The sequence below is a fragment of the Manganibacter manganicus genome, assembly GCF_002075885.1.
Taxonomy (GTDB): domain Bacteria; phylum Pseudomonadota; class Alphaproteobacteria; order Rhizobiales; family Rhizobiaceae; genus Mesorhizobium; species Mesorhizobium manganicum.
Genome location: NZ_MDET01000029.1, coordinates 1 through 22062, shown reverse-complemented (window position 1 = coordinate 22062; position 22062 = coordinate 1). Strand labels below are relative to the sequence as shown.

Below are 22062 nucleotides of genomic sequence, written 5' to 3'. Positions count from 1 at the left end.
CCGCCGTCGATAGCCTTCCTTGTCCGGCGGCTTCGCATCGGCCCCTGGAAAGGTTATCAGCACAGAATGGACCAATCCACGCCACCACCGACCCCCGCCTGCATGGCGCGCCTTGCGCAGCCATGGCAATGGCTTGCCATTCTGGCAGTGTCGCTATTGTTGGTCGGCGCGCTGGAAGCAGCCACTCTTCCGGCGTCATTGCTGATCGGACCGATGCTTGCGGCAATATTCGCCGGCACCAGTGATGCAACGGTGCGCGTGCCGCGCCCGTTGTTCAACGCCGCGCAAGCCGTCATCGGCTGTCTGATCGCCGATTCAGTCTCCCCGGATATCTTCGGCACGTTTCGCGCCGAATGGCCTCTCTTCCTCGGTTGCGTTCTGGCCACAATTGCGGCCTCGAGCCTGTTGGGATGGCTGATCAGCCGCTGGCGCATCCTGCCTGGCACGACAGCCGTATGGGGGTCTTCGCCGGGCGCGGCCACCGCGATGGTGTTGATGGCCGGCGCCTTCGGCGCGGACCAGCGCCTCGTCGCCTTCATGCAATATATGCGTGTCATCTTTGTTTCGATGACGGCGGCGCTTGTCGCGAAATTATGGGTAGACACCTCCGGAGTCGTGCCTCCTCACATCGTCTGGTTTCCGTCGCTCGATCCCCATGGTTTCGGGGCAACGGTGCTGGTGGCACTGATCGGCGGGCTTGCTGGCCGGCTGCTGAAATTGCCCTCTCCCTATTTCCTCGGGGCGATGATCCTCGGCACCATCCTGCATCTCGGCGGCGGCATCGATTTCCAGTTGCCGGAATGGCTTCTGGCCGCAAGCTATGCCCTGATCGGCTGGGCGATCGGCCTCAATTTCACCAAGGCCATCCTGCGTCATGCGGCACGCGCGCTGCCGCAAATCATTGCATCAATCCTGATCCTCATCGCCTTCTGCGGCGGGTTGGCCTGGTTGCTCAGCCATCTGGTGGGGATCGACCCGCTCACCGCTTATCTGGCGACCAGCCCCGGCGGCATGGATTCCATCGCCATCATCGCCGCGGCCACCAACAATGTCGATATTGCCTTTGTCATGGCTCTGCAGACCATCCGGTTCATGCTCGTATTATTGTTGGGACCAAGCCTTGCCCGGCTGATCGCCCGCAGCGTGCGCGAATGAACGGACTATTGCCTCGCCATCACCGCTGCTGTAAGAAATGCGGCATGAACAAGCGTCATGTACAGGCTGCTTCGCACCGCACCGGTTTTGCCGGCGAAACCGTGCGCGCGCTTGCTTCGGCGCTGCTTCTTCTCGGCCTTATCGGCGATCGCCGGGCTCGCTGAAGGAGCGCCCGGCGGTCGAGACCGCCATATGGCGCCATGCTCCTTTCATTCGCACCGTGACATCCGTATAGCAAAACCGTGCCAACGGCAGGCCAGTCGCCATTCATGCCGTGCCGGTCGAGGAATGAAACAGCCATGAACCAGATCAAACCGACAAGCGCCTCCGGCCATGCCGTGCCGCATACAACCGCCAGGGGAATGCCGGACGCCACCCGCAAATACGCCCCCTATCCCACCGTTAGTCTCAAGGATCGCACCTGGCCGGACAAGGTCATCGATCATGCTCCCATCTGGTGCTCGGTCGACCTGCGCGACGGCAACCAGGCCCTGATCGACCCGATGGGGCATGAGCGCAAGGCGCGCATGTTCCAGTTGCTGCTCGACATGGGCTTTCGTGAGATCGAAGTGGGCTTCCCTTCGGCCTCGCAGACCGATTTCGACTTCGCCCGCTGGTGCATCGAAGAAGGCGACGTGCCCGATGATGTGGATTTGCAGGTTCTGGTGCAGTGCCGGCCGGAACTGATCTCCCGCACGTTTGAAGCGCTTCGGGGTGCCAGAACGCCGATCGTGCATTTCTATAACTCCACCAGCGAGTTGCAGCGCCGCGTGGTGTTCGAAAAGGACGTCGCCGGCATCAAGCGGATCGCCACCGACGCCGCCAAGATGATCACCGACATGGCCGCGAAGGCTGGCGGCGGATATCGCTTCCAATATTCGCCCGAAAGCTTCACCGGCACCGAACTGGAAGTGGCATTGGAGATCTGCAATGCGGTCACCGAGATCGTGCGGCCGACGCCCGACAACAAATTGATCGTCAACCTCCCCTCCACCGTCGAGATGGCGACACCCAACACCTATGCCGACCGCATCGAGTGGATGTGCCGCAATCTCGACAACCGCGAAAACCTGATTATTTCACTGCACCCGCACAACGACCGCGGCACCGGTATTGCCACCACCGAACTCGGCCTGATGGCCGGCGCCGACCGCGTCGAAGGCACGCTGTTCGGCAATGGCGAGCGCACCGGCAATGTCGATATCGTGACGCTGGCGCTCAACATGTACACGCAAGGCGTCGATCCGAAGCTGGATTGCTCCGACATTACCCGGATGAAGGACGTCTACGAATATTCCAACCAACTCGCGATTCCCGAGCGGCATCCTTACGTTGGTGAACTGGTCTATACCGCTTTTTCCGGCTCGCATCAGGATGCCATCAATAAGGGCATGAGAGCGCTCAAGAAGGCCAATACGGAATTGTGGGAAGTGCCTTATTTGCCCATCGATCCCCAGGATGTGGGGCGCAGCTATGAGGCGATCATCCGCATCAACTCGCAATCCGGCAAGGGCGGTATCGCCTATGTGCTGCAGGCCGATTACGGTTTGAACCTGCCGCGCAATCTGCAGATCGAGTTCAGCCAGGCCATCCAGGCCATCACCGACGAGGAAGGCAAGGAAGTTCCGGTCAAGCGCATTCATGCGCAGTTCCTCGAAACCTATGTCGACCAGCCCGACGCACGCTTCAAATATATCGAACATCGCACCTATCCCGATACGGCGGTGAAGGGTCAGCGCATTGTCGAGGCGACCATCCTCGACAATGGCAGGGAAATGACGGTCACCGGCACAGGCACCGGCCCGATCGACGGTTTCGTCGATGCGCTCTCCAAGCATGTCGGCGTGGCGATGTCGGTGCTCGACTATTCCGAGCATTCGATGCAGCGCGGCTCGAACGCTTCGGCCATCGCCTATGTCGAGATGGAGCATCCTGGCGGAAAGTTGTTTGGCGCCGGCATCAACACCAACATTTCGTCCGCCTCGCTTGAAGCCGTGGTGTCGGCGGCCAACCGCATCGTTGCGCTTCAGGCTGGCTGACACGAACTGGTTAACCATAAAGCTACGCCTGCCGGGAAAAGTCGGCAGGCGTGGGTGGCATGCGGGATGCGCGCTTGTGCAGGTCAACCGGGCCTATATGATCGCATCGTAAACCGTACGCTTGGGAGGGAATCCAAGACTTGTCGCATTCCACGCCTGCTGCCCCCGCAGTGCGCGAAGCGCTGAAACGCATGCTCGCCAGCGAAACGTTCGGCCGTTCGGAGCGCGCGCGCGAGCTTCTGCGTTATGTTGTCGAGCGCGACCTGGCCGGCGAGTCCGACAAACTCAAGGGATTTGCCATTGCCATGGACGTCTTCGGCAAAGATGCCGATTTCGATCCGTCCACGGATGCCGTGGTGCGCGTGCAGGCCGGCCGGTTGCGCGAATTGCTGCAACAGTATTTTGCGCATGAGGGCGCGACTGACCCGATCCATATTACCATTCCTCGCGGCTCATATGTTCCAGTCTATGAAACAAATGAGACCGAACCGGCGCGCACGGAATCGGCAGAGGGTGAGGCGACAGCCTGGGCTGGCGCTGATGAATCGAACATCCAGATTGGAGGTCCGACCATAATTCCGCTCGCTCGCCATCTGCAATTCCTGTGGGCGGCAATCGGTATCGTCATCGCGATGCTGAGTTTCATCATCTTGCGCCAGTTTGGCGCCGTCACCCCGATCACCGCCGAGATGGGCACGTCGAACGATCTGGCCGCGATCACATCGAGCATCGCACTTTACAACAAGGCCGAGGAACTCCCGACTGTCTATCTCTCTGTCCGGGCATCCAGTCCCGGAACCGCCCGTGTCGCTGCCCTGACGCGCGCTGGCTTGTCGGGTTTCGAGACGATCAATTTCATCGGCCGCGACTTCGATCGCAAACCTGACCCGCTCAAGGACGCAACCAGCTTTATCTTCAAGATCGCGCCCGGTCCCGATGCCGGCTCCGTATCGGTCGAGTTGCAGAACGTCGTGACCGGAAAGGTGCTGCATTCGCGTATCCTGACGGCACAGGAGGCACGCCCTCCGCATATCGAAGACCGCATCGCCACGCTACTGACCGGCGCGACATCGCCTTCGGGCATGATCTACAGCATGATCGAACAGGCCGGCCTGCAGAAAGGCTTGACCGCATGCCTGATGCTCGGCGACGACTATTATCTCGACCAGAATGCCAGGAACCATCAAGCCGCCTATCGCTGCTTCGAGAAGCTGGCACGGCAACGCGCACGCTCGCCTCTCGTCTATTCGGAGTTGGCTTCCTTGCATATGGAGGCTGTTACCGATCATTACGCCTACCCGCCGGGCGCAACGCCCGAGCAGGCCCTGGCATTCGCCCAGCAGGCTCTCCAGATGGGAGCGACAAGCGCTTACGCTTATCGCGCCTATGGCTACATCAACTCCCGGCTCGGCAATCCAAGCGAGTCGATTCGCTGGCTGCGCAAGGCCTATGAACTCAACACGTTCAATCTCGCCATGGCCGCCTCCTATGCCTATGCGCTCATTTTCGCAGGCGATTACAATCAGGGCACGCCCCTGATGGCGCGCGCCGTCGAAGCTTCCAGCGCCCATCCGGCCTGGTGGGATTTCGGCCTGTTTCTTGGTGAATTCATGCTAGGGGACGAGAAAAAGGCGATGACCACCGCTGCGGCACTCGCTCCGACAGCCAACAAATCGCATTATCTCGCAGCACGTCTGATCGCCGCCAACAACGACGGCAACGCCAAGGTTCGTGGCAATCTCCTGAGTGAGTTGACGACCAGGTTTCCCAAGTTCAGCGCCGATCCGAGAAGTGCTCTCGTAAAGCGTAATTATCCGCCCGACTTGACCGACCGTCTGGTGGCCGCGCTGCGTGCAGCCGGTCTCGGCAGCGGCTCCTGAATACGCCCTCCTCAGTTCTGCCGCCTGGATTTCCGGCTTTGAGGCAGTAGATATATCCCCCACCCCTTTTATGATAACGGGTTGTTAGTCAGCCCGCGAGAGCCGCGCCAATGAAGAATGCAGGCGAAACAACATCGATCGCTCCACCGCGAAAGTTGTCCGACGCGGTCAGGGAGGTGAAGAACGCACTGGCCGACCGCGATGACGTCGTCGTCGAGATGCGCGATGCGCACCGTATGCGCCTCGAACTCCTGGCCGCCGAACTGGCACCGGTCTTCGCCGACGTGCCCACGGATATGGACAATTTCGATTTCGCCCTTTCCTCGGGCCTGCAACCGCGGCTGTGGATCGACGCCGTCAGCCATGTTGCGATGGGGCGCGACCGACGCACCTATCGCTTCCTCAAGGACACCCGTATCGGCCGCGTGATCCTGGCTGAATCGACGGAAATGAAGCCAGTCGCCGATCAGGTCACGCGCTATATCGCGGAACGGGTCGTCGAGCGCCAGCGCATGTTGGACGATGGCGCGGGTCCGGATGCCGACGTCAAGCGGTCCCTCGTGATCGAGGCCGGACCGTCCCTGCGCGAGAGCAAGCAGGCCCGACTTTGGCGTGCGGTGCTGTCAGGTCTGGCTGTGCTTGCCGCCGGCGCGCTGGTCGGGCTGATTTTCGCCATCGTCCTGTTCTGGGATCGCCTGATGGCGATGAAGGTCAGCTTTTGAACAGCAGTTGCGGGGCATCGCCGTTCGTCAGATCAGTGGCTTCGATCTCGGCAGGCGGCATTGCCGGCCCGCTCAATCCACGACGCGTCAGAAGAATCCGCCAATCACCCCTGTCGCCCTCGATATCGATGAGATTGTATTGCGCGGCCGGGTGAGAGCCACCCGGTCCCTGGCCAGCCGCAGCCACGCCGACAAGCGGGATGCGCTGTCCCGAGGGACCAATCCAATAGTTGAGCGTCGGCTCATGCGAATGGCCATGCAGGACAAGTTCCGCACCGTGGCGGTCGAGTGTCTTCTGAAACCGTGAAATGCCGAACAGCCGCTTGTGCTGCGGGACTGCGCCGCGCAGCGGCGGATGATGGATCATCACCACCCGGAAAAGGCCGCGCCGTGCCGTTTCCGACAGCGTCGTTGCCAATCGGCGCGCCTGGCCTTCACGAAAGAAGCCGGTCGCCATGAAGGGTGCGGTCGCACGTGCGGTGGTCACGCCAATCAAGGCGATCTTGTCGCGCACCCGCAGATAGGGAAAGGTCTCGCGGCTGACCGGACCTTCCGCACCGTCGCCTCGCATCCATGGCGCCCAGGCACGACAGGCCTTATCGAAGGCGCCCGGCACATAGGCGTCGTGATTACCGGGCACCACGGAAACGTCATGCGGCTTTCCCAACATCTCAAGCCACAGACGCGCCATCTCGATCTCGCCGTCGAGCGCCAGATTGACCAGATCGCCGGTAACGGCCAGATGATCCGGCACTTGTGCCTTGAGATCGGCGACGATCGTGTCGAGGACCGAATCCTGCATATGGCGGCTACGGTTACGCTGCCAGTTGACATAGCCGACCGCCCGCTTGGAGGCGAGATCGCGATAGGTTACACCGGGCAACGGCCCCAGATGGACATCGGAAATATGCGCGAGCCTGAACATACCCTCCTCTTAAGGGAGGCCGAATGGCCTTTCCACTCACTGTTTTGCCAATGACCGCGATTCAAGACGACGCCGCTTCTCGCCAGGCCGGTTGGCCGGGCCTGCGCTCAAAGCTGTTCCATCTCTATTTCAGGCTGCGCCGGCCGATGACACTCGGCGTGCGTGGGTTGATCCACGACAGAGCGGAAAACACGGTTTTCCTCATTCGTCACACCTATGTGCCGGGCTGGCAATTGCCGGGCGGCGGCGTCGAGGTGGCTGAAACGATGGCGGAATCTCTCGGACGCGAACTGGCAGAGGAAGGCAACATAATGCTCACAGCGCCGCCTGTCCTTCGATCGATCCATTTCAACCGGCAAGCCAGCCGGCGCGATCATGTCGCGTTCTATCTTATTGAAGAATTCACCCAGACGGCTCCGAAAATGCCCGACCGGGAGATTGCCGAAGCCGGCTTCTTCCCACTCGCGGCGCTACCGCAAGGCACCACGCCGGCAACCCGCCGCCGCATTGCCGAAAGCTTCGGCGATGAGCCTGCTTCGCCTTACTGGTAGGTCACCCAGCCCTTGCAAAACGTTCGCGATCATGCGGCGCATCATAATCAAGTGCTGGTCCCACAGGGACGATCCGCGTCGGATTGATCGTGACATGGCTGGCGTAATAATGCGTCTTGATGTGGTCGAGATCGACCGTGCCGGCGACACCGGGCACCTGATAAAGTTCGCGCAGATAGTTCGACAGGTTCGGGTAATCGGCAATCCGTCGCAGATTGCATTTGAAATGACCGACATAGACCGGATCGAAGCGCACCAGCGTCGTGAACAGCCGCCAGTCGGCCTCGGTCATACGACGGCCCACCAGATAGCGTTGCCGTGAAAGAATGTCCTCGACACGGTCGAGCGCCGCGAAAAGTTCGCCGAAAGCCTCCTCATAGGCGTCCTGCGTGGTGGCGAAACCGGCCCGGTAGACACCGTTATTGATGGTGGGATAAACGAAGTCGTTGATCGCATCGATCTCGCCGCGCAGTGCCTGCGGGTAAAAATCCTCGTTGGCATCGCCCCATTCATCAAAGGCCGAATTCAGCATGCGGATGATTTCGGACGACTCATTGTTGACGATCGTCTGCTCCTTCTTGTCCCAAAGCACCGGCACGGTAACGCGTCCTGAATAGGCCGGATCCGCCTTTGTGTAGATCTGGTGCAGAAAGTCGAACCCATAGAGTGCATCGCCCGTCGCGCCTTCGGCTCTGTCAAAGGTCCAGCCGTTTTCCCCCATGAAGGGATGCACGACCGAAACGGAAATGACATCTTCGAGTTTCTTGAGCGCACGGAAGATCAAAGTGCGGTGTGCCCAGGGGCAGGCAAGCGACACATAAAGATGATAGCGGCCCGGTTCCGCCTGAAAGCCGCGCCGGCGTCCCTGCGCTGGCGATCCGTCGCGCGTCACCCAGTCTCGCCACTGCGACTGCGAACGCACAAAGCGGCCGCCGCTTTCCTTGGTATCGTACCAACGATCCTGCCACTTGCCTTCAACCAGCAAACCCATGACCTGTCCTTTCGCTTTTCCCTTCATGTAGGCCATGCCGGCCGCCGGGCGAACCGGTTGCCGCTGAACACAGCGTCAATCCATTCGCCACCACGACAAAAGCCTGATTGCTCACCGCGCGATTTGATGCTAGCGGGAGCCATCATGCTCGATTTCATGGCAACGATCCGGTTCGACCGACGACGAAAGGAAGCCCGCGCCTGAAGGCGCTGACTGGCGAACGCCGCGCCATGCGGCAACCTTTCTTTATCGACGAGCGGATCGTAAAGACCATGAGCCTTGCCGACGTGACCTATATGCCGGAAAACCCGGCGGACGACTCCGAAATCGATGCCATCAACGAGGAAGCCTTCGGGCCGGGCCGCTTTGCCCGCGCCGCCTACAAGATTCGCGAGGGCGGCCCGCATGAGCGCGTTCTTTCCTTCGTGGCAAAGAAGGGCGATCTCGTAATCGCCTCCGTGCGTATGACCCGCATTGCAGCCGGCGCCGGGCGAGCGGTGATGCTTGGCCCGCTCGCCGTACGGCCGGCTTGCAAGAATCTCGGCATCGGCCGCCGCCTAGTGGCGATGGCGCTTGAAGCGGCCACCACCGCGGGCATTCCTGCAGTCGTGCTGGTCGGCGACGAACCCTATTACGGGCCGCTCGGATTCAAGAAAATTCCGCAAGGCCAGTTGTTCATGCCGCGCCCTGTCAACCCCGACCGGTTGCTCGCATACGAGATCGTACCGGGAGCGGTGGCGAGGCTTTCGGGCATGGTCTGCCACGCCGGGCAGGTCAAGGATTCCGCTCTAGTCTGAGCCACACCGCCCGTGGCGTCAAAGCAATGGCACGGAGGCTTGAAACATGCGAAAGCGCAGGCAACGCATGACGTCGGCAAAGCGGCAGGCAAGGAGATATCCATGGATCCCAGAGGGCAGATCGCAATCGTCACCGGCGGTGGTGGCGGCCTGGGCGAAGCCACGGCGCGTGCGCTCTCGGCTCATGGCGCGCGTGTGGCGATCCTCGACGTCGCCATGGAGCGCGCGTCCAATGTCGCGGCGGATATTGGCGGCCTTGCCGTTCACTGCGATGTCGGCAGCGCCGAAAGCGGCAGGGCCGCCTTCGCCGAAGTCGCCGACAAACTGGGCATGGCACGCATACTCGTCAATTGCGCCGGTATCGTTCTCGGCATGAAGACCGTCGGCAAAGATGGCGTTCACTCGCTGGACCATTTTCGCAAGGTTGTCGAGATCAACCTGATCGGCACCTTCAACATGATTCGCCTGATGGCCGACGCCGCTTCCCGGCTTGAACCTCTTGCCGGTGGCGAGCGCGGCGTGATCGTGAACACCGCATCGGTCGCTGCGTTCGACGGTCAGATCGGCCAAGCCGCGTATTCGGCCTCGAAAGGCGGTGTCGTCGGCATGACGCTGCCGGTGGCGCGTGACCTTGCCCGCTCCGGCATTCGCGTTTGCACTATCGCGCCTGGTATCTTCAAGACGCCGATGGTGGCGGGCATGCCGCAGGACGTGCAGCATTCGCTGGGTGCCGCCGTACCGTTCCCGCCGCGGCTTGGCGAGCCTCGCGAATATGCAGCCCTTGCCCTGCATATTGTCGAGAACCAGATGCTGAATGGTGAAACCATCCGGCTGGACGGTGCCATTCGCATGGCGCCCAAATAACGGCTTGCCCAACGTACATACACGCAATAACAAGACAAAATAAGTCAACTTATTGACGAGGCTGCCATGAGCGAAAACAAGGATGTCATCCAGGTCACGGACGACGAGGCGATCCGTCTCGCCAAGTCGTTGCTGCGCACGGCCCGTTTCGGCGCTCTGGCTGTCATCGAAAAGGAGACTGGCGTGCCATGGGCGAGCCGGGTTGGTGTAGCCACCGATAGCGACGGCAAGCCGCTGATCCTGATTTCCATGCTGGCGGCCCACACGGGATCGATAATTGCGGAACCGCGCTGCTCGTTGCTTGTCGGGGAACCGAGCAAGGGCGATCCGCTGGCACATGCCCGACTTACCGTAGTGTGCACGGCTCGCAAGTTGGACCGCAACACTGCGGATGGAGAACGGGCCAAGCGTCGATATCTCAACCGGAATCCCAAAGCCAAGCTCTATGCCGACCTTGGCGATTTCTCCTTCTTCCGCCTCGAAATCGAGCGTGCCAGCCTCAATGGCGGCTTCGGCAAGGCATATCTGCTGACGCGCGAACAACTACTCTGTGGCGGGCCGGCGGCGGACGAACTCGCCACCAGCGAACAACAGGCACTCGATCACATGAACGCCGACCATCGCGAGGCGATCAGTATCTATGCCAACCATTTCGCCAAGGCGCCCGGCACCGACTGGCGCCTGACCGGTCTTGATACCGATGGCATGGACCTCGCCAGCGGCGATCGGTCCGAGCGGGTTTTCTTCGATGAACCTTTGCAATCGGCTGCCGATCTGCGGCCGGTGCTGGTGGAGATGGCTAAAAGAGGTCGCGCGGCATAAGTGCAACAGCGGCTATTGTTCGACCGACAGGTCAAGTCAAATGGACTTGCGATTTGGATCGAATGGCTTAATCTTCGTTCAATATCGGTTACAGCTAGTTGCAACCGTAATTTGAATTTTCGGTGCCATTGCCCCCTGGCAGCCGTTATTGATATTGCTTCGGGGGGAAGATGAATCCGACAAACGAAATTGTTAATGCCCAGGCTGCGGCGGCTTTCCTGGCTCTGATGGGCAATGAGAAACGTCTCGCCATCATGAGCCATCTCGTTGACGCAGAACTGTCAGTCGGCGCCATCGCGGAAAAGGTGGAACTCAGCCAATCCGCCCTGTCACAGCATCTTGCAAAACTGCGTGCCTTCGATCTTGTGCAGACCCGACGCGATCGCCAGATGATCTATTATTCCTGCCATTCGGAAGCGGTGCATAGCCTGCTGCGTTTGCTCGAAGGACTTTTCGACGATAGGTCCCCTGCCCTGTTTCTGCATGGCGCCAGACGCCTTGAAGCTTGACCAACCGGGTCGCCGCACCCTATCGGGTGTGAAAAGGCGACCGGTGTTTCATGGACATCATCCGCATTGATGATCCCGGCGATTCTCGAATCGCTGCCTATCGGGATATTCGCGAGCGCGATCTCGTTGGCCGGCAGGGCCGGTTCATCGCCGAAGGCAAGGTCGTGCTCGACGTCCTTCTCGATTCAATTCGTTTCAGGTCCGAGTCGATCCTTCTGCTGGAGAACCGCTTGCCCGGTCTTTCGCGTATTTTAAGCAAGGCGTCTCCCGGCCTGCCTGTCTATGTCGCCTCCGGTCCGGTCATAAACGGTATAACCGGTTTTCACATGCATCGTGGTATACTGGCCATAGGCCGGCGTGCCGAAGAAACGACGGCGGATCGGCTGCTCCGTTCGCTTCCGGAGCGGGCTTTGGTCGTCGTTCTTGTCGGCATCGCCAATCACGACAATGTCGGCGCGATTTTTCGCAATGCGGCAGCCTTTCAAGCCAATGCCGTGCTTCTCGACCGGACATGTTGCGATCCACTTTACCGCAAGGCGATCCGCGTATCGGTGGGAGCCGCGCTCAAGGTGCCATTCGCCACGTTCGACACTGAAACGACACTCGCGACCAATCTGGACAGCCACGGCTTTAGCCGCCTCGCCTTCTCCCCGCGAGGAACCGAGGATTTGCGGCATATCCGCCGAACCGACCGGCTGGCGCTCTATTTCGGCAGCGAAGGCGAAGGCCTGCCAACTGAATTGCTGGCGACGATGAAAACAGCACGCATTCCGATAGCCGGGGACTTCGACAGCCTCAACGTGGCAGCCACCTCAGCCATCGCGCTGCATCATTTCACGGTCGGCGATTTGTAGCGAAATCAATCGGCCGCGACATTCAGAAGCGCCTGCGCGCGTGTGGCAAGGCTTTTCTCACCGTCGCCGTCCGCTGACTTGCTCAATGTTGCAAGAACCGGCGAGTCCGGCCCGTCGATCCTTGCGGCAAGCGCGACAACCTCCGCCGCGAGATCAAGCAATTCATCTCGCAGCGCACCGTCGTGGTCTTGATCGCTACCATCACTGCCGACGAACGCAGCCTCCATACGGTCACGATCGGCAGCAAGTTGGCCTATCGCCGCTTCAAGATCTTCGCTTCTTCCATGCGCGATCCGTTGCGGAAACTGTTTTCCGGCGGCGGCCGCCGGCGCGCGCCGTTTTGGCTTGACCTTCAAAACAGGTTTTGATGCCGCACCGCCGCCCTTGCCACCGCCGCGCAACGCGACGAGTTCCTTTTCGCGACGATCCAACCTTTCCTCATAATCGGCAATGGTGGCCATCAGCCTTTCCAGCTTTCGGTCGAGGTTCGTAGACTTCTTCTTTTCCAGGCTCAACGCCTCGCGAGCCGCGCGGCTTTCATTTGCGGTTTCTTTGTTGCGTGCATCCGAGTCTTTCTGACGGCCACGCAACGCGGAAACATCCGCCGAAAGCCGGTCCAACTCGGCTTCTCGCGCCACGAGTTCGATCTGTCGATTGCTGGACGAGAAACTCGCCTCCTCATAGAGGCCGGCAAGCCGGGTGTTTTCCAGCTTCTGCCTGGCGAGTTCCTTTTCGGTTTCACTCATCCGCGCCGCAAGCTGCGTCAATTCCGTGTCGCGGCTCTGAATGCCCTGGGTGAGTTTGCTTTTGGCGCTTTCCAATTCAGCAATGCGCCGCGCCGTTTCTTCATCTTGCGCAGAGGCCGCTTTCAAATCCTCACGCGCGCGCGCGATCTCGACGGTCTGCCGGGCGTTCTTTTCCTGCAAAGCCTTGACGGCCATTTCCAACCGCCGCGCTGACACAGCGAATTCAGCGCGCAGCATATCCTTCTGTGCAGCGATCTCCGAACTGGTCAAAGGCGCCGTCGCTTCGATGCGCTGTTGTGTCAGCCGCACTGCACGCCGCCAGAACGCAGGTGCGACGAGTGCCGTCAGAAAGGCGGCGCACAGCACACCCAATATGAAAAAAAGGATCGACTGAACCAAGATCGCTTCCCGCCCTGCCGACGCTTCGATAGAGCATCAGAACCGGGAAGCCAGTCCCTGCTTTTCGGTTCGATGCTCTGATATGCCTACGCCGATATGGTTGAAATCCAGTGTGCTGCCAATATCAGAAGGGATTCCATGTCGGGCTTTGCGTAAGCTTCAGGTAGCCAAGATTGATGCCCAGCCTCGCGCCGACGCCCGTGCGGATGGGAACAAGGATGACGTCGTTGTTTTTCAGAGCGTTAAAGCCGAGGCCGGCAACCAGATAGGCCGAGCCGGCAATACCGCCGAAACGGTTGTAGAGACTGCTGATGTCATTGAGATTATAGACCAGCATCATAACCCGTGAGCCTTCCGCGCCGAAGTCCCAGCCCAGCGAAGGTCCCTGCCAGTAGACCTTATGGTCACCGGCATTCTTGGTATAGAGCGTGCCCTCGCCATAGGTCAGGCCGCCGATAAAGGCGCCAGCCCCTTCCTCGCCAAGCACATAGCCGTTGGGCAGGCCATACGATGCAAAAATCTTCTCGACCACAGTTGCGAGACCGCCGGAGGTCGCGCCGAAAAATTTGTGGCCCGAATCGACGATCTCCTGGGCGGTGTACTCCTGGGCTCGCGAAGCCGAAGTCGAAAATGCCAGAACGCTCGCGAGAGCAACTGCCATGGCAATGACGCGGAACGGATTCCGGTCGTAGAATCGGGAAAACATGCTTCCAAATCTCCGTCAGGGAGCACTTTCGCCGACGCCTCACACCCTGCCTGCTCTTGATCGGCGGCTCGGGAACTCTTCACGGGAAACTATGCTGTAATTCTTTTTCAACCATTAACCTTTCACATGAAGATGGCGGTTCAAGGGCCGCGGGCGCACTCCGTGGGCATTTTTTCAAGGCTGTTCAGGCAATTGAACCGACAAATCTCATCAGTGCCGACACCGGCGGCATTTTGAGTTTGCGACCGCCCAAATTTGCGCGGTATCCAAGTCCGGTAAAGACATACGTGATTCGTTACGGCGGCAAGGTTTCGACAGCCGATCGATATTGTAGGAATTTCAGGGACACGACGATGGCCGATCTATTCAACCTTTCAGCTCCCGATCTTGCCGCTCTGCTTTGCAGCCGGGTGTGCCACGACATTATCTCGCCCGTCGGCGCCATTAATAACGGGCTGGAATTGCTTGACGAGGGCGGCGCCGACGAGGAAGCGATGGCACTTGTACGTCAGAGCGCGCGCAATGCCTCGGCACGCCTGCAATTCGCCCGCATCGCCTTTGGCGCGGCCGGCTCTGCGGGCATGCTGATTGATACGGGTGACGCCGAAGCCGTCGCCACTGGCTTCCTCAAAAACGAAAAGCCGGAACTGACCTGGGCGGGGGGCCGTGCTTTGCTGCCCAAAAACAAGGTCAAGCTGCTGCTTAACCTCATTCTCACCGCCAACGCCGCCATTCCGCGCGGCGGCAAGATCGCCGTTACCCTGCACGACCTTGAGACGCAGCCGCGTTTCACGCTTGCATCGAGCGGTCCGATGCTGCGCGTACCGCCAAAATTCCTCGAGCTTCACTCCGGTAACAGGCCCGAGGAGCCGATCGACGCCCATTCTGTGCAGCCTTATTATACGCTGCTACTGGCGCGCGAGGCCGGCATGAAAATTTCGATCCATGCCACTGCGGACGAGATTGTTCTAACCGCCGCCTGACACGCATTGCATTGCAACAAGCCCACTCGTACCCGAGATCCTGATCTGACTGGTGGAGGCGGACAGCGACGCCATCGTGCCTACGCAGTGCGCGGGTGCCCAAGCCTGTCTGCTCAAGTCGAGAACCCGCCCGCGGCGTTGGAGCGGTTCCCACGCTTTGCAGACCGCGCCCAAGCAGGTAAGCGGCTTTGGATAGCATGCCGGCAGCCCACACCCGTCTCGGTGCGGATAGCGGCACTGTCAGTTTTCTGAAATCAGGCGCTGACGCGGATATCTTCGGGCTCGCGCAGCACATAGCCACGTCCCCAGACGGTTTCGATATAATTCTGCCCGCCAGACGCCGCGTCGAGTTTCTTGCGCAGCTTGCAGATAAAGACGTCGATGATCTTGAGTTCCGGCTCGTCCATGCCACCATAAAGATGATTGAGGAACATTTCCTTGGTCAGCGTCGTGCCCTTGCGGAGCGACAGCAGTTCCAGCATCTGGTATTCCTTGCCGGTCAGGTGCACACGCTGGCCGCCGACCTCTACCGTCTTGGCATCCAAATTGACGATAAGATCGCCCGTGGTGATAACCGATTGCGCATGGCCCTTCGAGCGACGCACAATGGCATGGATGCGCGCGACGAGTTCGTCCTTGTGGAATGGCTTGGTCATATAGTCGTCGGCGCCGAAGCCGAGGCCTCTGACCTTGTCCTCGATGCCAGCCATGCCTGAAAGAATGAGGATCGGCGTTTTCACCTTCGAGAGCCGAAGCGTCCGCAAAACTTCATAGCCGGACATATCGGGAAGGTTCAGATCGAGAAGAATGATGTCATAGTCGTAAAGCTTGCCGAGATCGACGCCTTCTTCACCGAGATCGGTTGTGTAAACGTTGAAGCTTTCAGACTTCAGCATCAGTTCGATGCTCTGTGCGGTTGCACTGTCATCTTCTATCAGCAGAACGCGCATCTCATTCCCCTTTTCTGCCACCGGACCATCCATGACCCATCCGGATCCAGCGCAGCGATTGCCTGATTAAAAAACTGCCACCAAATGGTTAACAAAACCTAATTTCGCAAATCATGCGATAGCAGATTTTTTAACCTCTTTCCACACCGTATTGAATCCAATGATGAATCGACGGCCCAAATCGATCGAGAATCACATTAAAAAACGCACGCAAGTGACTCGTTCGATTCATACCTTGTCGTTCCTGTCCGGTTGAAATTTTTACCGGGCCTTAAGTCCTGAGCCGTATGATTAACAATGCCCGTAAACGAATGGTTACCGACGGGAAGAATCTTTAGGAATTTGTTTCCCATAGCGTGGAGAGCCGGGGGAATACGGGCTGATGCACATCCGAGAACGCTGATGGGACGATATGTTGAGAAGTGCGTTTCCAGGAGTATCGAATCATGAAGTCACGTGAGAACCTCGTTCGCCTGAAGCAGTTCCAGGTGACCGAGAAGCGGCGGCAGTTGCTGCAACTCGACATGATGATCGCCGAATTCGAACGCATGGCGGGCGAACTGGAAGTTCAGATAGCAGCCGAGGAAAAGAAGGCCGGCATAACCGACCTAAGCCACTTCGCCTATCCCACCTTTGCCAAGGCCGCACGCCTGCGCCGCGACAATCTCCGCGATTCCCAGGCTGATCTGTCTCAGCAGCGCAGTGCCGCGGAAGCACGACTGGCGGAAGCCCAGGCGGAACTGACCAAGGCAGAGCTGCTCGAATCGCGAGACAGCAAAGCCCGCGAGACCGAAATCGGCAACCGCAGTGCCATGATCGGCTAAGTATTCGAATATTCGTCCTCGACAGACGTCAAACGCATCGACGGCCGTATCCCGGTCTATTTGCCGCTCCGATCAACCAAAGCCATAAGGTTATCGTTGATCTGTCGGGCGGTCTGTCTAAAACCGTCCAGGCACATAGCGACTTCGCCGGCCAGACCTTCGGCCCGCCTGGGACCCAAAGCCCGGTCGAGGCTGACGCGATATTCAGGGATCACTCTCCAGTCCTGTACCGTCCGTTCGGTAAGTTCCATGTGGTACTGGAGCCCATATGCGTGAGCCCCCCATCTCATGGCTTGCACTCCGCATGCGGCGTTGGCCGCCAACGCCTCGCCGTGCTCGGGAAGCACTGACACCTCGGCACCATGCCATTGCAAAGTCTGGATACTGTGGCGCATACCCCGAAACAGATGGTCTTGACGCCCTGCGTCTGTCAGTTCGATTGTCGCCAGCCCAACCTCCGGCTGCGCCATCAGCGAGACTTTTCCGCCCAATGAATCGGCGAGAAGCTGGTGGCCCAGGCAGATGCCAAGATAGGGTCGTTCCATTTCTCTGACCCAGCGGCGAATGGCGGCCTTTTCCGGAATGAGCCAGGGATGAAGGTCTTCCTGCCAGGTATCCATCGGACCGCCCATGACGGCCAGCAGGTCAAATCCCTCGAGTTCCGGGATCGTTTCGCCCTCGTCGAGTTCCACGACCTTCATCTCATGGCCGCCCCGGCGCCAGAACTCGCCGAAGGAACCGGCGTGTTCAACCGCGAGATGCTGAAAGATCAGGATGCGCATAAGACCTCGGCACAGTCATGAACCGGGCAATCCCCTGCCCGCCAACGTCCTAACATTGGCCGGAACCCCGGCCAAGGCCGCCGCTGCTAATGCCGGTATTGCTGGATACGCGTCGTGCGCAGCCCGGCAAGGCCGTATTCATCGATCGAAGCCTGCCAGGAGAGGAATTCTTCGGTGGTGAGTTTATAGCGCTGGCACGCCTCCTCGAGGCTGAGCAGTCCGCCACGGACCGCGGCCACCACTTCCGCCTTGCGCCGGATAACCCAGCGCCTGGTGTTCGAGGGCGGCAAATCTGCGATTGTCAGCGGACTGCCGTCGGGCCCGATAACATATTTGACTCGCGGTCTAATTAGATCGGTCATCGTACTCTCTACACAAACTCAAAGACCCAATCACGGTCACGCTATCGCCACAGCTTTAAAATTTGCCTAAGCAGACCCTAATGGCTAGGTAAGGTTCGTGAACATCGCGTTAGTCTTTTCACAAGCATTTGAGACAACAGCGTCACATCATTGATTCCGACATGAGAATCATGGCTTTGCCGGGTCGAACAACTTGCCTTCCATCTCACCTCGTTTCGTTATGAATGGCCAAAGTGCAAGACTGTCCATCAAGAACGCCGTGGCAACTGGTAGAGCCGGCCCGCTTGGCCTATATTCGAGAACACTCGGCATGAGCCTGACACGGATTTCGAACGGATATCATGAATAGCCTGGACCTTCCCCGACGCCCTGAAGACACGCGCGTCGTCGTTGCCATGTCAGGCGGCGTCGATTCTTCGGTTGTGGCCGGCATCCTCAAACGCGAAGGCTACGACGTCGTCGGCATGACGCTGCAACTCTACGACCATGGCGCGGCCACTCACCGCGCCGGTTCCTGTTGCGCAGGGCAGGACATTGACGACGCACGCCGTGTCTCCGAAACGCTCGCCATTCCGCATTACGTGCTTAATTACGAGGAGCGCTTCCGCAAGGCCGTCATCGATCCCTTCGCGGCAAGCTATCTGGCCGGTCAAACGCCCATTCCTTGTGTCGCCTGCAACCAGACGGTCAAATTCGCCGACCTGCTCGCGACCGCCAAGGAACTCGGTGCCGACGCGCTGGCCACAGGCCATTACATCCGCAGCCGAAACAATGGTGCTCACAGGGCACTTTTTCGTCCCGTCGACGCGGATCGTGACCAAAGCTATTTCCTGTTCGCCACGACGCAAGAACAGATTGATTATCTGCGCTTTCCTCTCGGTCATTTGCCCAAGGCCCAGGTACGGGCCATTGCCGAGGAGATGGGTCTTTCGGTCGCCGCCAAGCATGACAGTCAGGACATCTGCTTCGTTCCGCAGGGCAAATATTCCGACATCATCGCCAAACTCAGGCCCACCGCTGCCAATCCCGGCGACATCGTCCATATCGACGGGCGCGTGCTTGGCCGCCATGACGGCATCCTGCATTTTACCATTGGCCAGCGTCGGGGCATCGGCATTGCCGCAGGCGAAGCGCTTTATGTCGTGCATCTCGATCCCGAGCATGACCGTGTCATCGTCGGCCCGCGCGAGGCGCTGGAGACTCATCGTATCTATCTGCGCGACACGAACTGGCTGGGCGATGGCATACTTGCCGATATTGCGCCTTCCGGAATGGAGATTTTCGCGAAGGTTCGCTCAACGCGCCCGCCCCGGCCGGCCGTGCTTCATCATCATGATGGCTCGACCTTCGTGGAATTGATCGATGGCGAATCCGGCGTCGCCCCCGGCCAGGCTTGCGTGCTTTATTCGGATGACGGGAACGAAGCGCGTGTCTATGGCGGTGGTTTCATCGAGCGCTCCGAGCGCAGCACGGAGGCCGAAACCATGCTCGCCCATCTAGCAGCCCTGCCAACGGCAGCCGCACAATAGCGGTTCGAATCACGCCTGGAGATCAGGCTCCGGCGCTTGCCGAGGCCGGCGCCTTGGCGCGGTCATGCGAGACCGTGCCCGCAGTAAGAATACGCAGCACCCGGATCGCTTCTTCACCATCCGTTCGCGGCTCCTCCCGCGTCTCGATGCAGTGGATGAAGTGCTCCAGTTCGCGTGTTAACGGCATGCCCTGTTCGACCGCCACATAGGTCGGCTCGTTGGTGGTGAAGGCCCAGTGGCCGCTGTCCTGCCATACAGCGTGCCGATAGACAGCGAGTTTGCGCTCCCACGGCTCGACATCGTCAAACACGGCCATGGCCTTGTTGCCGACCACTGTAAGCCGCCGCTCGCGATACGGATTGAGGCGCGAGGCAAAAAGATGACTGCGCAAGCCGTTGGGAAACAGCATGTGCAAATGCGCAAAATCGCTGAGGTGATCGAGAACCGCAGCGCCCTCGCCTTTCACTTCGACCGGTTCGGCGCCGGTGATGGCGAGGATCATCGAAAGATCGTGCGGCGCCAGATCCCACAACGCATCGTTCTCCGTGTGGAATTTGCCGAGGCCAAGCCGGTGCGAATGCACATAGCGGACCTCGCCAAGTTCACCGGCATCGATAAGCGCCTTCATCTTCTCGAAGGCGGGGTGGAAGCGCAGTACGTGGCCGACCATGAAGACGCGCCTGCTGGCTTTCGCGGCAGCCACCGCACGCTCGGCGTCGGGAACGGTCAGCGCTACTGGCTTTTCAACCAGCACATCCTTGCCGGCCTCGACGGCGCGAACCGCTGTCGCGGCATGAAATTGCGGCGGCAGCGCCATGACGATCGCATCGACGTCGTCGCGTGCAAACAGGTCGTCCGGCGCAATTGCCAGGCATTCCTGCTCGCTGGCAAAACCTTCGGCACGCGCCAGATTGGCGTCCGATACCGCATGAAGCGCACCCAGGCCTTTTAGTGTGCGGATATGGTTACTGCCCCAGTATCCGCACCCAAGGACTGCAATGCGCGGTTTCATCGGCTAAAATGCTCAAAGATTTCGTTGGCTGAGACATAGCGACGTGGCCGGCCGAACTCAACCCCGCAGACCCGATGCGGAATTTGCCGCTACGATTTGCCGTCTTTTATGTTGCCGGCGGCCATCTGGCGCCAAATCCGAAAACACCGTCGAGATACACCGCCTGCCTGCTTGACAGGATCGACACCTGAACCTTATATCCGCGCGACCTTTGGCGAACACGTTGGAACCCGCAGGACGGTTCTTCGACCTCTCGCCTGTGGCGGAGTAGCTCAGTTGGTTAGAGCAGAGGAATCATAATCCTTGTGTCGGGGGTTCGAGTCCCTCCTCCGCTACCATTGATTTCGGATAGGAAAATCAGCTAGTTAACGGAACCAGGAGGTTCCGGAGACCGTGATACATCTCACGCCAATGTACGCGGAGATGTGATGGCACGGACTTCCTATCTGGCTAGGCGCGACGGTCGCTATTTCATGCAGGCCCGTTTCGCCGTGCAATGTGCGCCGCTTATCGGTAAACCGCTCTATCGCGCCTCCCTCGGAACAAGCGACTATCGCACGGCCCGAATGAGGCTCCTGGAGTGCCTTGGCTGGTTTCACCGCATGAACGACAGCGCAGACTACCCGTCCCTGATCGAGAAGAACGTTGCCCAACTGCGTGCCTACCTACGGGATGCGTGGCCGATCTCCGATGAGCGCCTGTTCGCCCGCCGGAACTACGAGGAGCTTCTCAAGAATCTAAACCGCAAGGCACAGGCTGCAGGGTGCGAGCCGGACATGATCGAACCCGAGTTTCCGAAGCTCCTGAAGATGTTCGTTCAGCAGAACGTCGAGGCCGACGCGTATCTAAGGGAGGCGGAGCGCGTTAGAGAATATGAGCGTGGTCGAAAGGCCATGCAGGCTGCTGTTCAGTTCGGAGCAGTCCCCGACAGCTTTCAGCGGCCATCGCCGACAGTTGCCGCGCCACTCATCCAGCCCCCATCATCGACCCTCTCCCCAACGACACCTGTTTTGCCAGCATCGGAGTTGAAGACCGACCAGTTGACCAAGCCATCGCCGTTGTCAACGGCGGAGCAAAATCAGGCCATTGGGCGGCGCAAAAGTAGGCCACTTCGCGCCGCAAGTGGGGAACGTCGGGAGGGCGTAGCCCGACCAGAGTTTCCCGCTTGCGGCGTCGGCGATTTTTGTGAGGGTTTCAGCCAGCCTTTCGGGCGCGGCTTTGAGCGAGACGGTAGCTATCGCCGTTCATCTCGAGAATGTTGACGTGGTGGGTGATGCGGTCGAGCAGAGCGCCGGTCAGGCGTTCCGACCCCAGCGTTTCCGTCCATTCGTCAAAAGGAAGATTGCTGGTGATCAGGGTCGCACCGCGCTCGTAGCGTTGCGAGATCAGCTCGAACAGCAATTCTGCCCCGGTCTTGGAGAGCGGCACGAAGCCGAGCTCATCGATGATGAGGAGCTTGTAGCCAGCCGTCTGCTTCTGGAAGCGTAGCAGACGCCGTTCGTCGCGGGCCTCCATCATCTCGCTGACCAGGGCGGCAGCGGTAATGAAGCCGACGGGAAGGCCCTTCTGACACGCCGCCAGGCCGAGGCCGAGCGCGACATGGGTCTTGCCCGTGCCGCTGGGACCGAGCGCGATGACGTTCTCGCGGCGCTCGATCCAT

At 59.6% G+C, this 22062-nt stretch carries 23 protein-coding genes and 1 tRNA gene; 15 read left to right on the top strand and 9 right to left on the bottom strand.

All coding sequences use genetic code 11. The features are described 5' to 3' along the window. Nucleotides 1-66: 66 nt before the first annotated feature. The 4 genes from BFN67_RS16865 to BFN67_RS16850 all read left to right on the top strand — a co-directional run bounded on the left by BFN67_RS16865 (nt 67) and on the right by BFN67_RS16850 (nt 5796). On the top strand, nt 67-1155 hold the full coding sequence (locus BFN67_RS16865; RefSeq protein WP_080920717.1) for an AbrB family transcriptional regulator: 1089 nt from the start codon (nt 67-69) through the stop codon (nt 1153-1155). A 299-nt stretch (nt 1156-1454) separates the two neighbouring features. After that, nucleotides 1455-3194, top strand: a complete 1740-nt coding sequence (leuA, locus tag BFN67_RS16860) for a 2-isopropylmalate synthase (protein ID WP_080920716.1) — start codon at nt 1455-1457, stop codon at nt 3192-3194. A gap of 140 nt (nt 3195-3334) precedes the next feature. Beyond that, nucleotides 3335-5074, top strand: a complete 1740-nt coding sequence (locus BFN67_RS16855; RefSeq protein WP_080920715.1) for a tetratricopeptide repeat protein — start codon at nt 3335-3337, stop codon at nt 5072-5074. A 110-nt stretch (nt 5075-5184) separates the two neighbouring features. Further along, entirely contained in the window at nt 5185-5796 is a 612-nt protein-coding gene (locus BFN67_RS16850; protein WP_080920714.1) for a hypothetical protein, read from the top strand. Here the strand turns inward: BFN67_RS16850 and BFN67_RS16845 are convergent. Further along, a complete protein-coding gene (locus BFN67_RS16845) occupies nt 5786-6721 on the bottom strand; it encodes a metallophosphoesterase family protein (protein ID WP_080920713.1) in 936 nt (311 codons plus the stop codon). The genes BFN67_RS16850 and BFN67_RS16845 overlap by 11 nt on opposite strands. A gap of 50 nt (nt 6722-6771) precedes the next feature. Here BFN67_RS16845 and BFN67_RS16840 point away from each other — a divergent pair, with 50 nt between their 5' ends. Next, nucleotides 6772-7272 (top strand): NUDIX domain-containing protein, encoded by a 501-nt coding sequence (locus BFN67_RS16840; RefSeq protein ID WP_080920712.1) that lies wholly within the window; start codon nt 6772-6774, stop codon nt 7270-7272. 1 nt (nt 7273) lies between these two features. Here the strand turns inward: BFN67_RS16840 and BFN67_RS16835 are convergent, their stop codons facing one another. Then, nucleotides 7274-8263 (bottom strand): glutathione S-transferase family protein, encoded by a 990-nt coding sequence (locus BFN67_RS16835; protein WP_080920726.1) that lies wholly within the window; start codon nt 8261-8263, stop codon nt 7274-7276. A gap of 272 nt (nt 8264-8535) precedes the next feature. Between BFN67_RS16835 and BFN67_RS16830 the strand changes: the two genes are divergently transcribed. The 5 genes from BFN67_RS16830 (at nt 8536) to BFN67_RS16810 (ending at nt 12109) form a co-directional block, all read left to right on the top strand. Further along, nucleotides 8536-9060 (top strand): GNAT family N-acetyltransferase, encoded by a 525-nt coding sequence (locus tag BFN67_RS16830; protein ID WP_080920725.1) that lies wholly within the window; start codon nt 8536-8538, stop codon nt 9058-9060. Nucleotides 9061-9162: 102 nt separating this feature from the next. Continuing rightward, the gene (locus tag BFN67_RS16825; RefSeq protein WP_080920724.1) at nt 9163-9924 is read left to right on the top strand and encodes an SDR family NAD(P)-dependent oxidoreductase; all 762 of its coding nucleotides are present in this window, start codon (nt 9163-9165) and stop codon (nt 9922-9924) included. A 66-nt stretch (nt 9925-9990) separates the two neighbouring features. Then, the gene (locus BFN67_RS16820; RefSeq protein ID WP_080920711.1) at nt 9991-10746 is read left to right on the top strand and encodes a HugZ family pyridoxamine 5'-phosphate oxidase; all 756 of its coding nucleotides are present in this window, start codon (nt 9991-9993) and stop codon (nt 10744-10746) included. 170 nt (nt 10747-10916) lie between these two features. Continuing rightward, the gene (locus BFN67_RS16815; RefSeq protein WP_080920710.1) at nt 10917-11255 is read left to right on the top strand and encodes an ArsR/SmtB family transcription factor; all 339 of its coding nucleotides are present in this window, start codon (nt 10917-10919) and stop codon (nt 11253-11255) included. A 50-nt stretch (nt 11256-11305) separates the two neighbouring features. Beyond that, a complete protein-coding gene (locus tag BFN67_RS16810; protein WP_080920709.1) occupies nt 11306-12109 on the top strand; it encodes a TrmH family RNA methyltransferase in 804 nt (267 codons plus the stop codon). 5 nt (nt 12110-12114) lie between these two features. Here BFN67_RS16810 and BFN67_RS16805 read toward each other — a convergent pair whose 3' ends face one another. Both BFN67_RS16805 and BFN67_RS16800 read right to left on the bottom strand, forming a co-directional pair. Then, nucleotides 12115-13254, bottom strand: a complete 1140-nt coding sequence (locus BFN67_RS16805) for a coiled-coil domain-containing protein (RefSeq protein WP_080920708.1) — start codon at nt 13252-13254, stop codon at nt 12115-12117. A 124-nt stretch (nt 13255-13378) separates the two neighbouring features. Further along, a complete protein-coding gene (locus tag BFN67_RS16800) occupies nt 13379-13915 on the bottom strand; it encodes a DUF1134 domain-containing protein (protein WP_245295301.1) in 537 nt (178 codons plus the stop codon). Nucleotides 13916-14313: 398 nt separating this feature from the next. On the opposite strand from BFN67_RS16800, the gene chpT reads away from it, so the two are divergent. Beyond that, nucleotides 14314-14943 carry a histidine phosphotransferase ChpT gene (chpT, locus tag BFN67_RS16795; RefSeq protein ID WP_080920706.1) on the top strand — a complete coding sequence of 210 codons (630 nt, stop codon included), beginning with the start codon at nt 14314-14316 and terminating at the stop codon, nt 14941-14943. Between the two features lie 254 nt (nt 14944-15197). Here chpT and ctrA read toward each other — a convergent pair whose 3' ends face one another. Continuing rightward, nucleotides 15198-15893 (bottom strand): response regulator transcription factor CtrA, encoded by a 696-nt coding sequence (ctrA, locus tag BFN67_RS16790; protein WP_080920723.1) that lies wholly within the window; start codon nt 15891-15893, stop codon nt 15198-15200. Between the two features lie 446 nt (nt 15894-16339). Between ctrA and BFN67_RS16785 the strand changes: the two genes are divergently transcribed. Further along, the gene (locus BFN67_RS16785) at nt 16340-16717 is read left to right on the top strand and encodes a flagellar export protein FliJ (protein ID WP_080920705.1); all 378 of its coding nucleotides are present in this window, start codon (nt 16340-16342) and stop codon (nt 16715-16717) included. A 56-nt stretch (nt 16718-16773) separates the two neighbouring features. On the opposite strand, the gene BFN67_RS16780 is transcribed toward BFN67_RS16785, so the two are convergent. Continuing rightward, entirely contained in the window at nt 16774-17499 is a 726-nt protein-coding gene (locus BFN67_RS16780) for a type 1 glutamine amidotransferase (protein WP_080920704.1), read from the bottom strand. An 86-nt stretch (nt 17500-17585) separates the two neighbouring features. Further along, the gene (gene sciP, locus BFN67_RS16775; protein WP_080920703.1) at nt 17586-17861 is read right to left on the bottom strand and encodes a CtrA inhibitor SciP; all 276 of its coding nucleotides are present in this window, start codon (nt 17859-17861) and stop codon (nt 17586-17588) included. A gap of 341 nt (nt 17862-18202) precedes the next feature. On the opposite strand from sciP, the gene mnmA reads away from it, so the two are divergent. Next, complete coding sequence (gene mnmA, locus BFN67_RS16770) at nt 18203-19390, top strand: tRNA 2-thiouridine(34) synthase MnmA (protein WP_080920702.1); 1188 nt, start codon at nt 18203-18205, stop codon at nt 19388-19390. Between the two features lie 22 nt (nt 19391-19412). On the opposite strand, the gene BFN67_RS16765 is transcribed toward mnmA, so the two are convergent. Further along, nucleotides 19413-20402, bottom strand: a complete 990-nt coding sequence (locus tag BFN67_RS16765) for a Gfo/Idh/MocA family protein (RefSeq protein WP_080920701.1) — start codon at nt 20400-20402, stop codon at nt 19413-19415. Nucleotides 20403-20663: 261 nt separating this feature from the next. Here BFN67_RS16765 and BFN67_RS16760 point away from each other — a divergent pair. After that, nucleotides 20664-20740: transfer RNA gene (locus BFN67_RS16760), tRNA-Met, on the top strand. Between the two features lie 90 nt (nt 20741-20830). Continuing rightward, nucleotides 20831-21664 (top strand): hypothetical protein, encoded by an 834-nt coding sequence (locus BFN67_RS24085; protein ID WP_139789226.1) that lies wholly within the window; start codon nt 20831-20833, stop codon nt 21662-21664. Here BFN67_RS24085 and BFN67_RS16755 read toward each other — a convergent pair. Continuing rightward, on the bottom strand, nt 21597-22062 hold a 466-nt coding region (locus BFN67_RS16755; protein WP_139789142.1), incomplete at its 5' end, for an ATP-binding protein. The two genes, BFN67_RS24085 and BFN67_RS16755, sit on opposite strands and share 68 nt — an antisense overlap.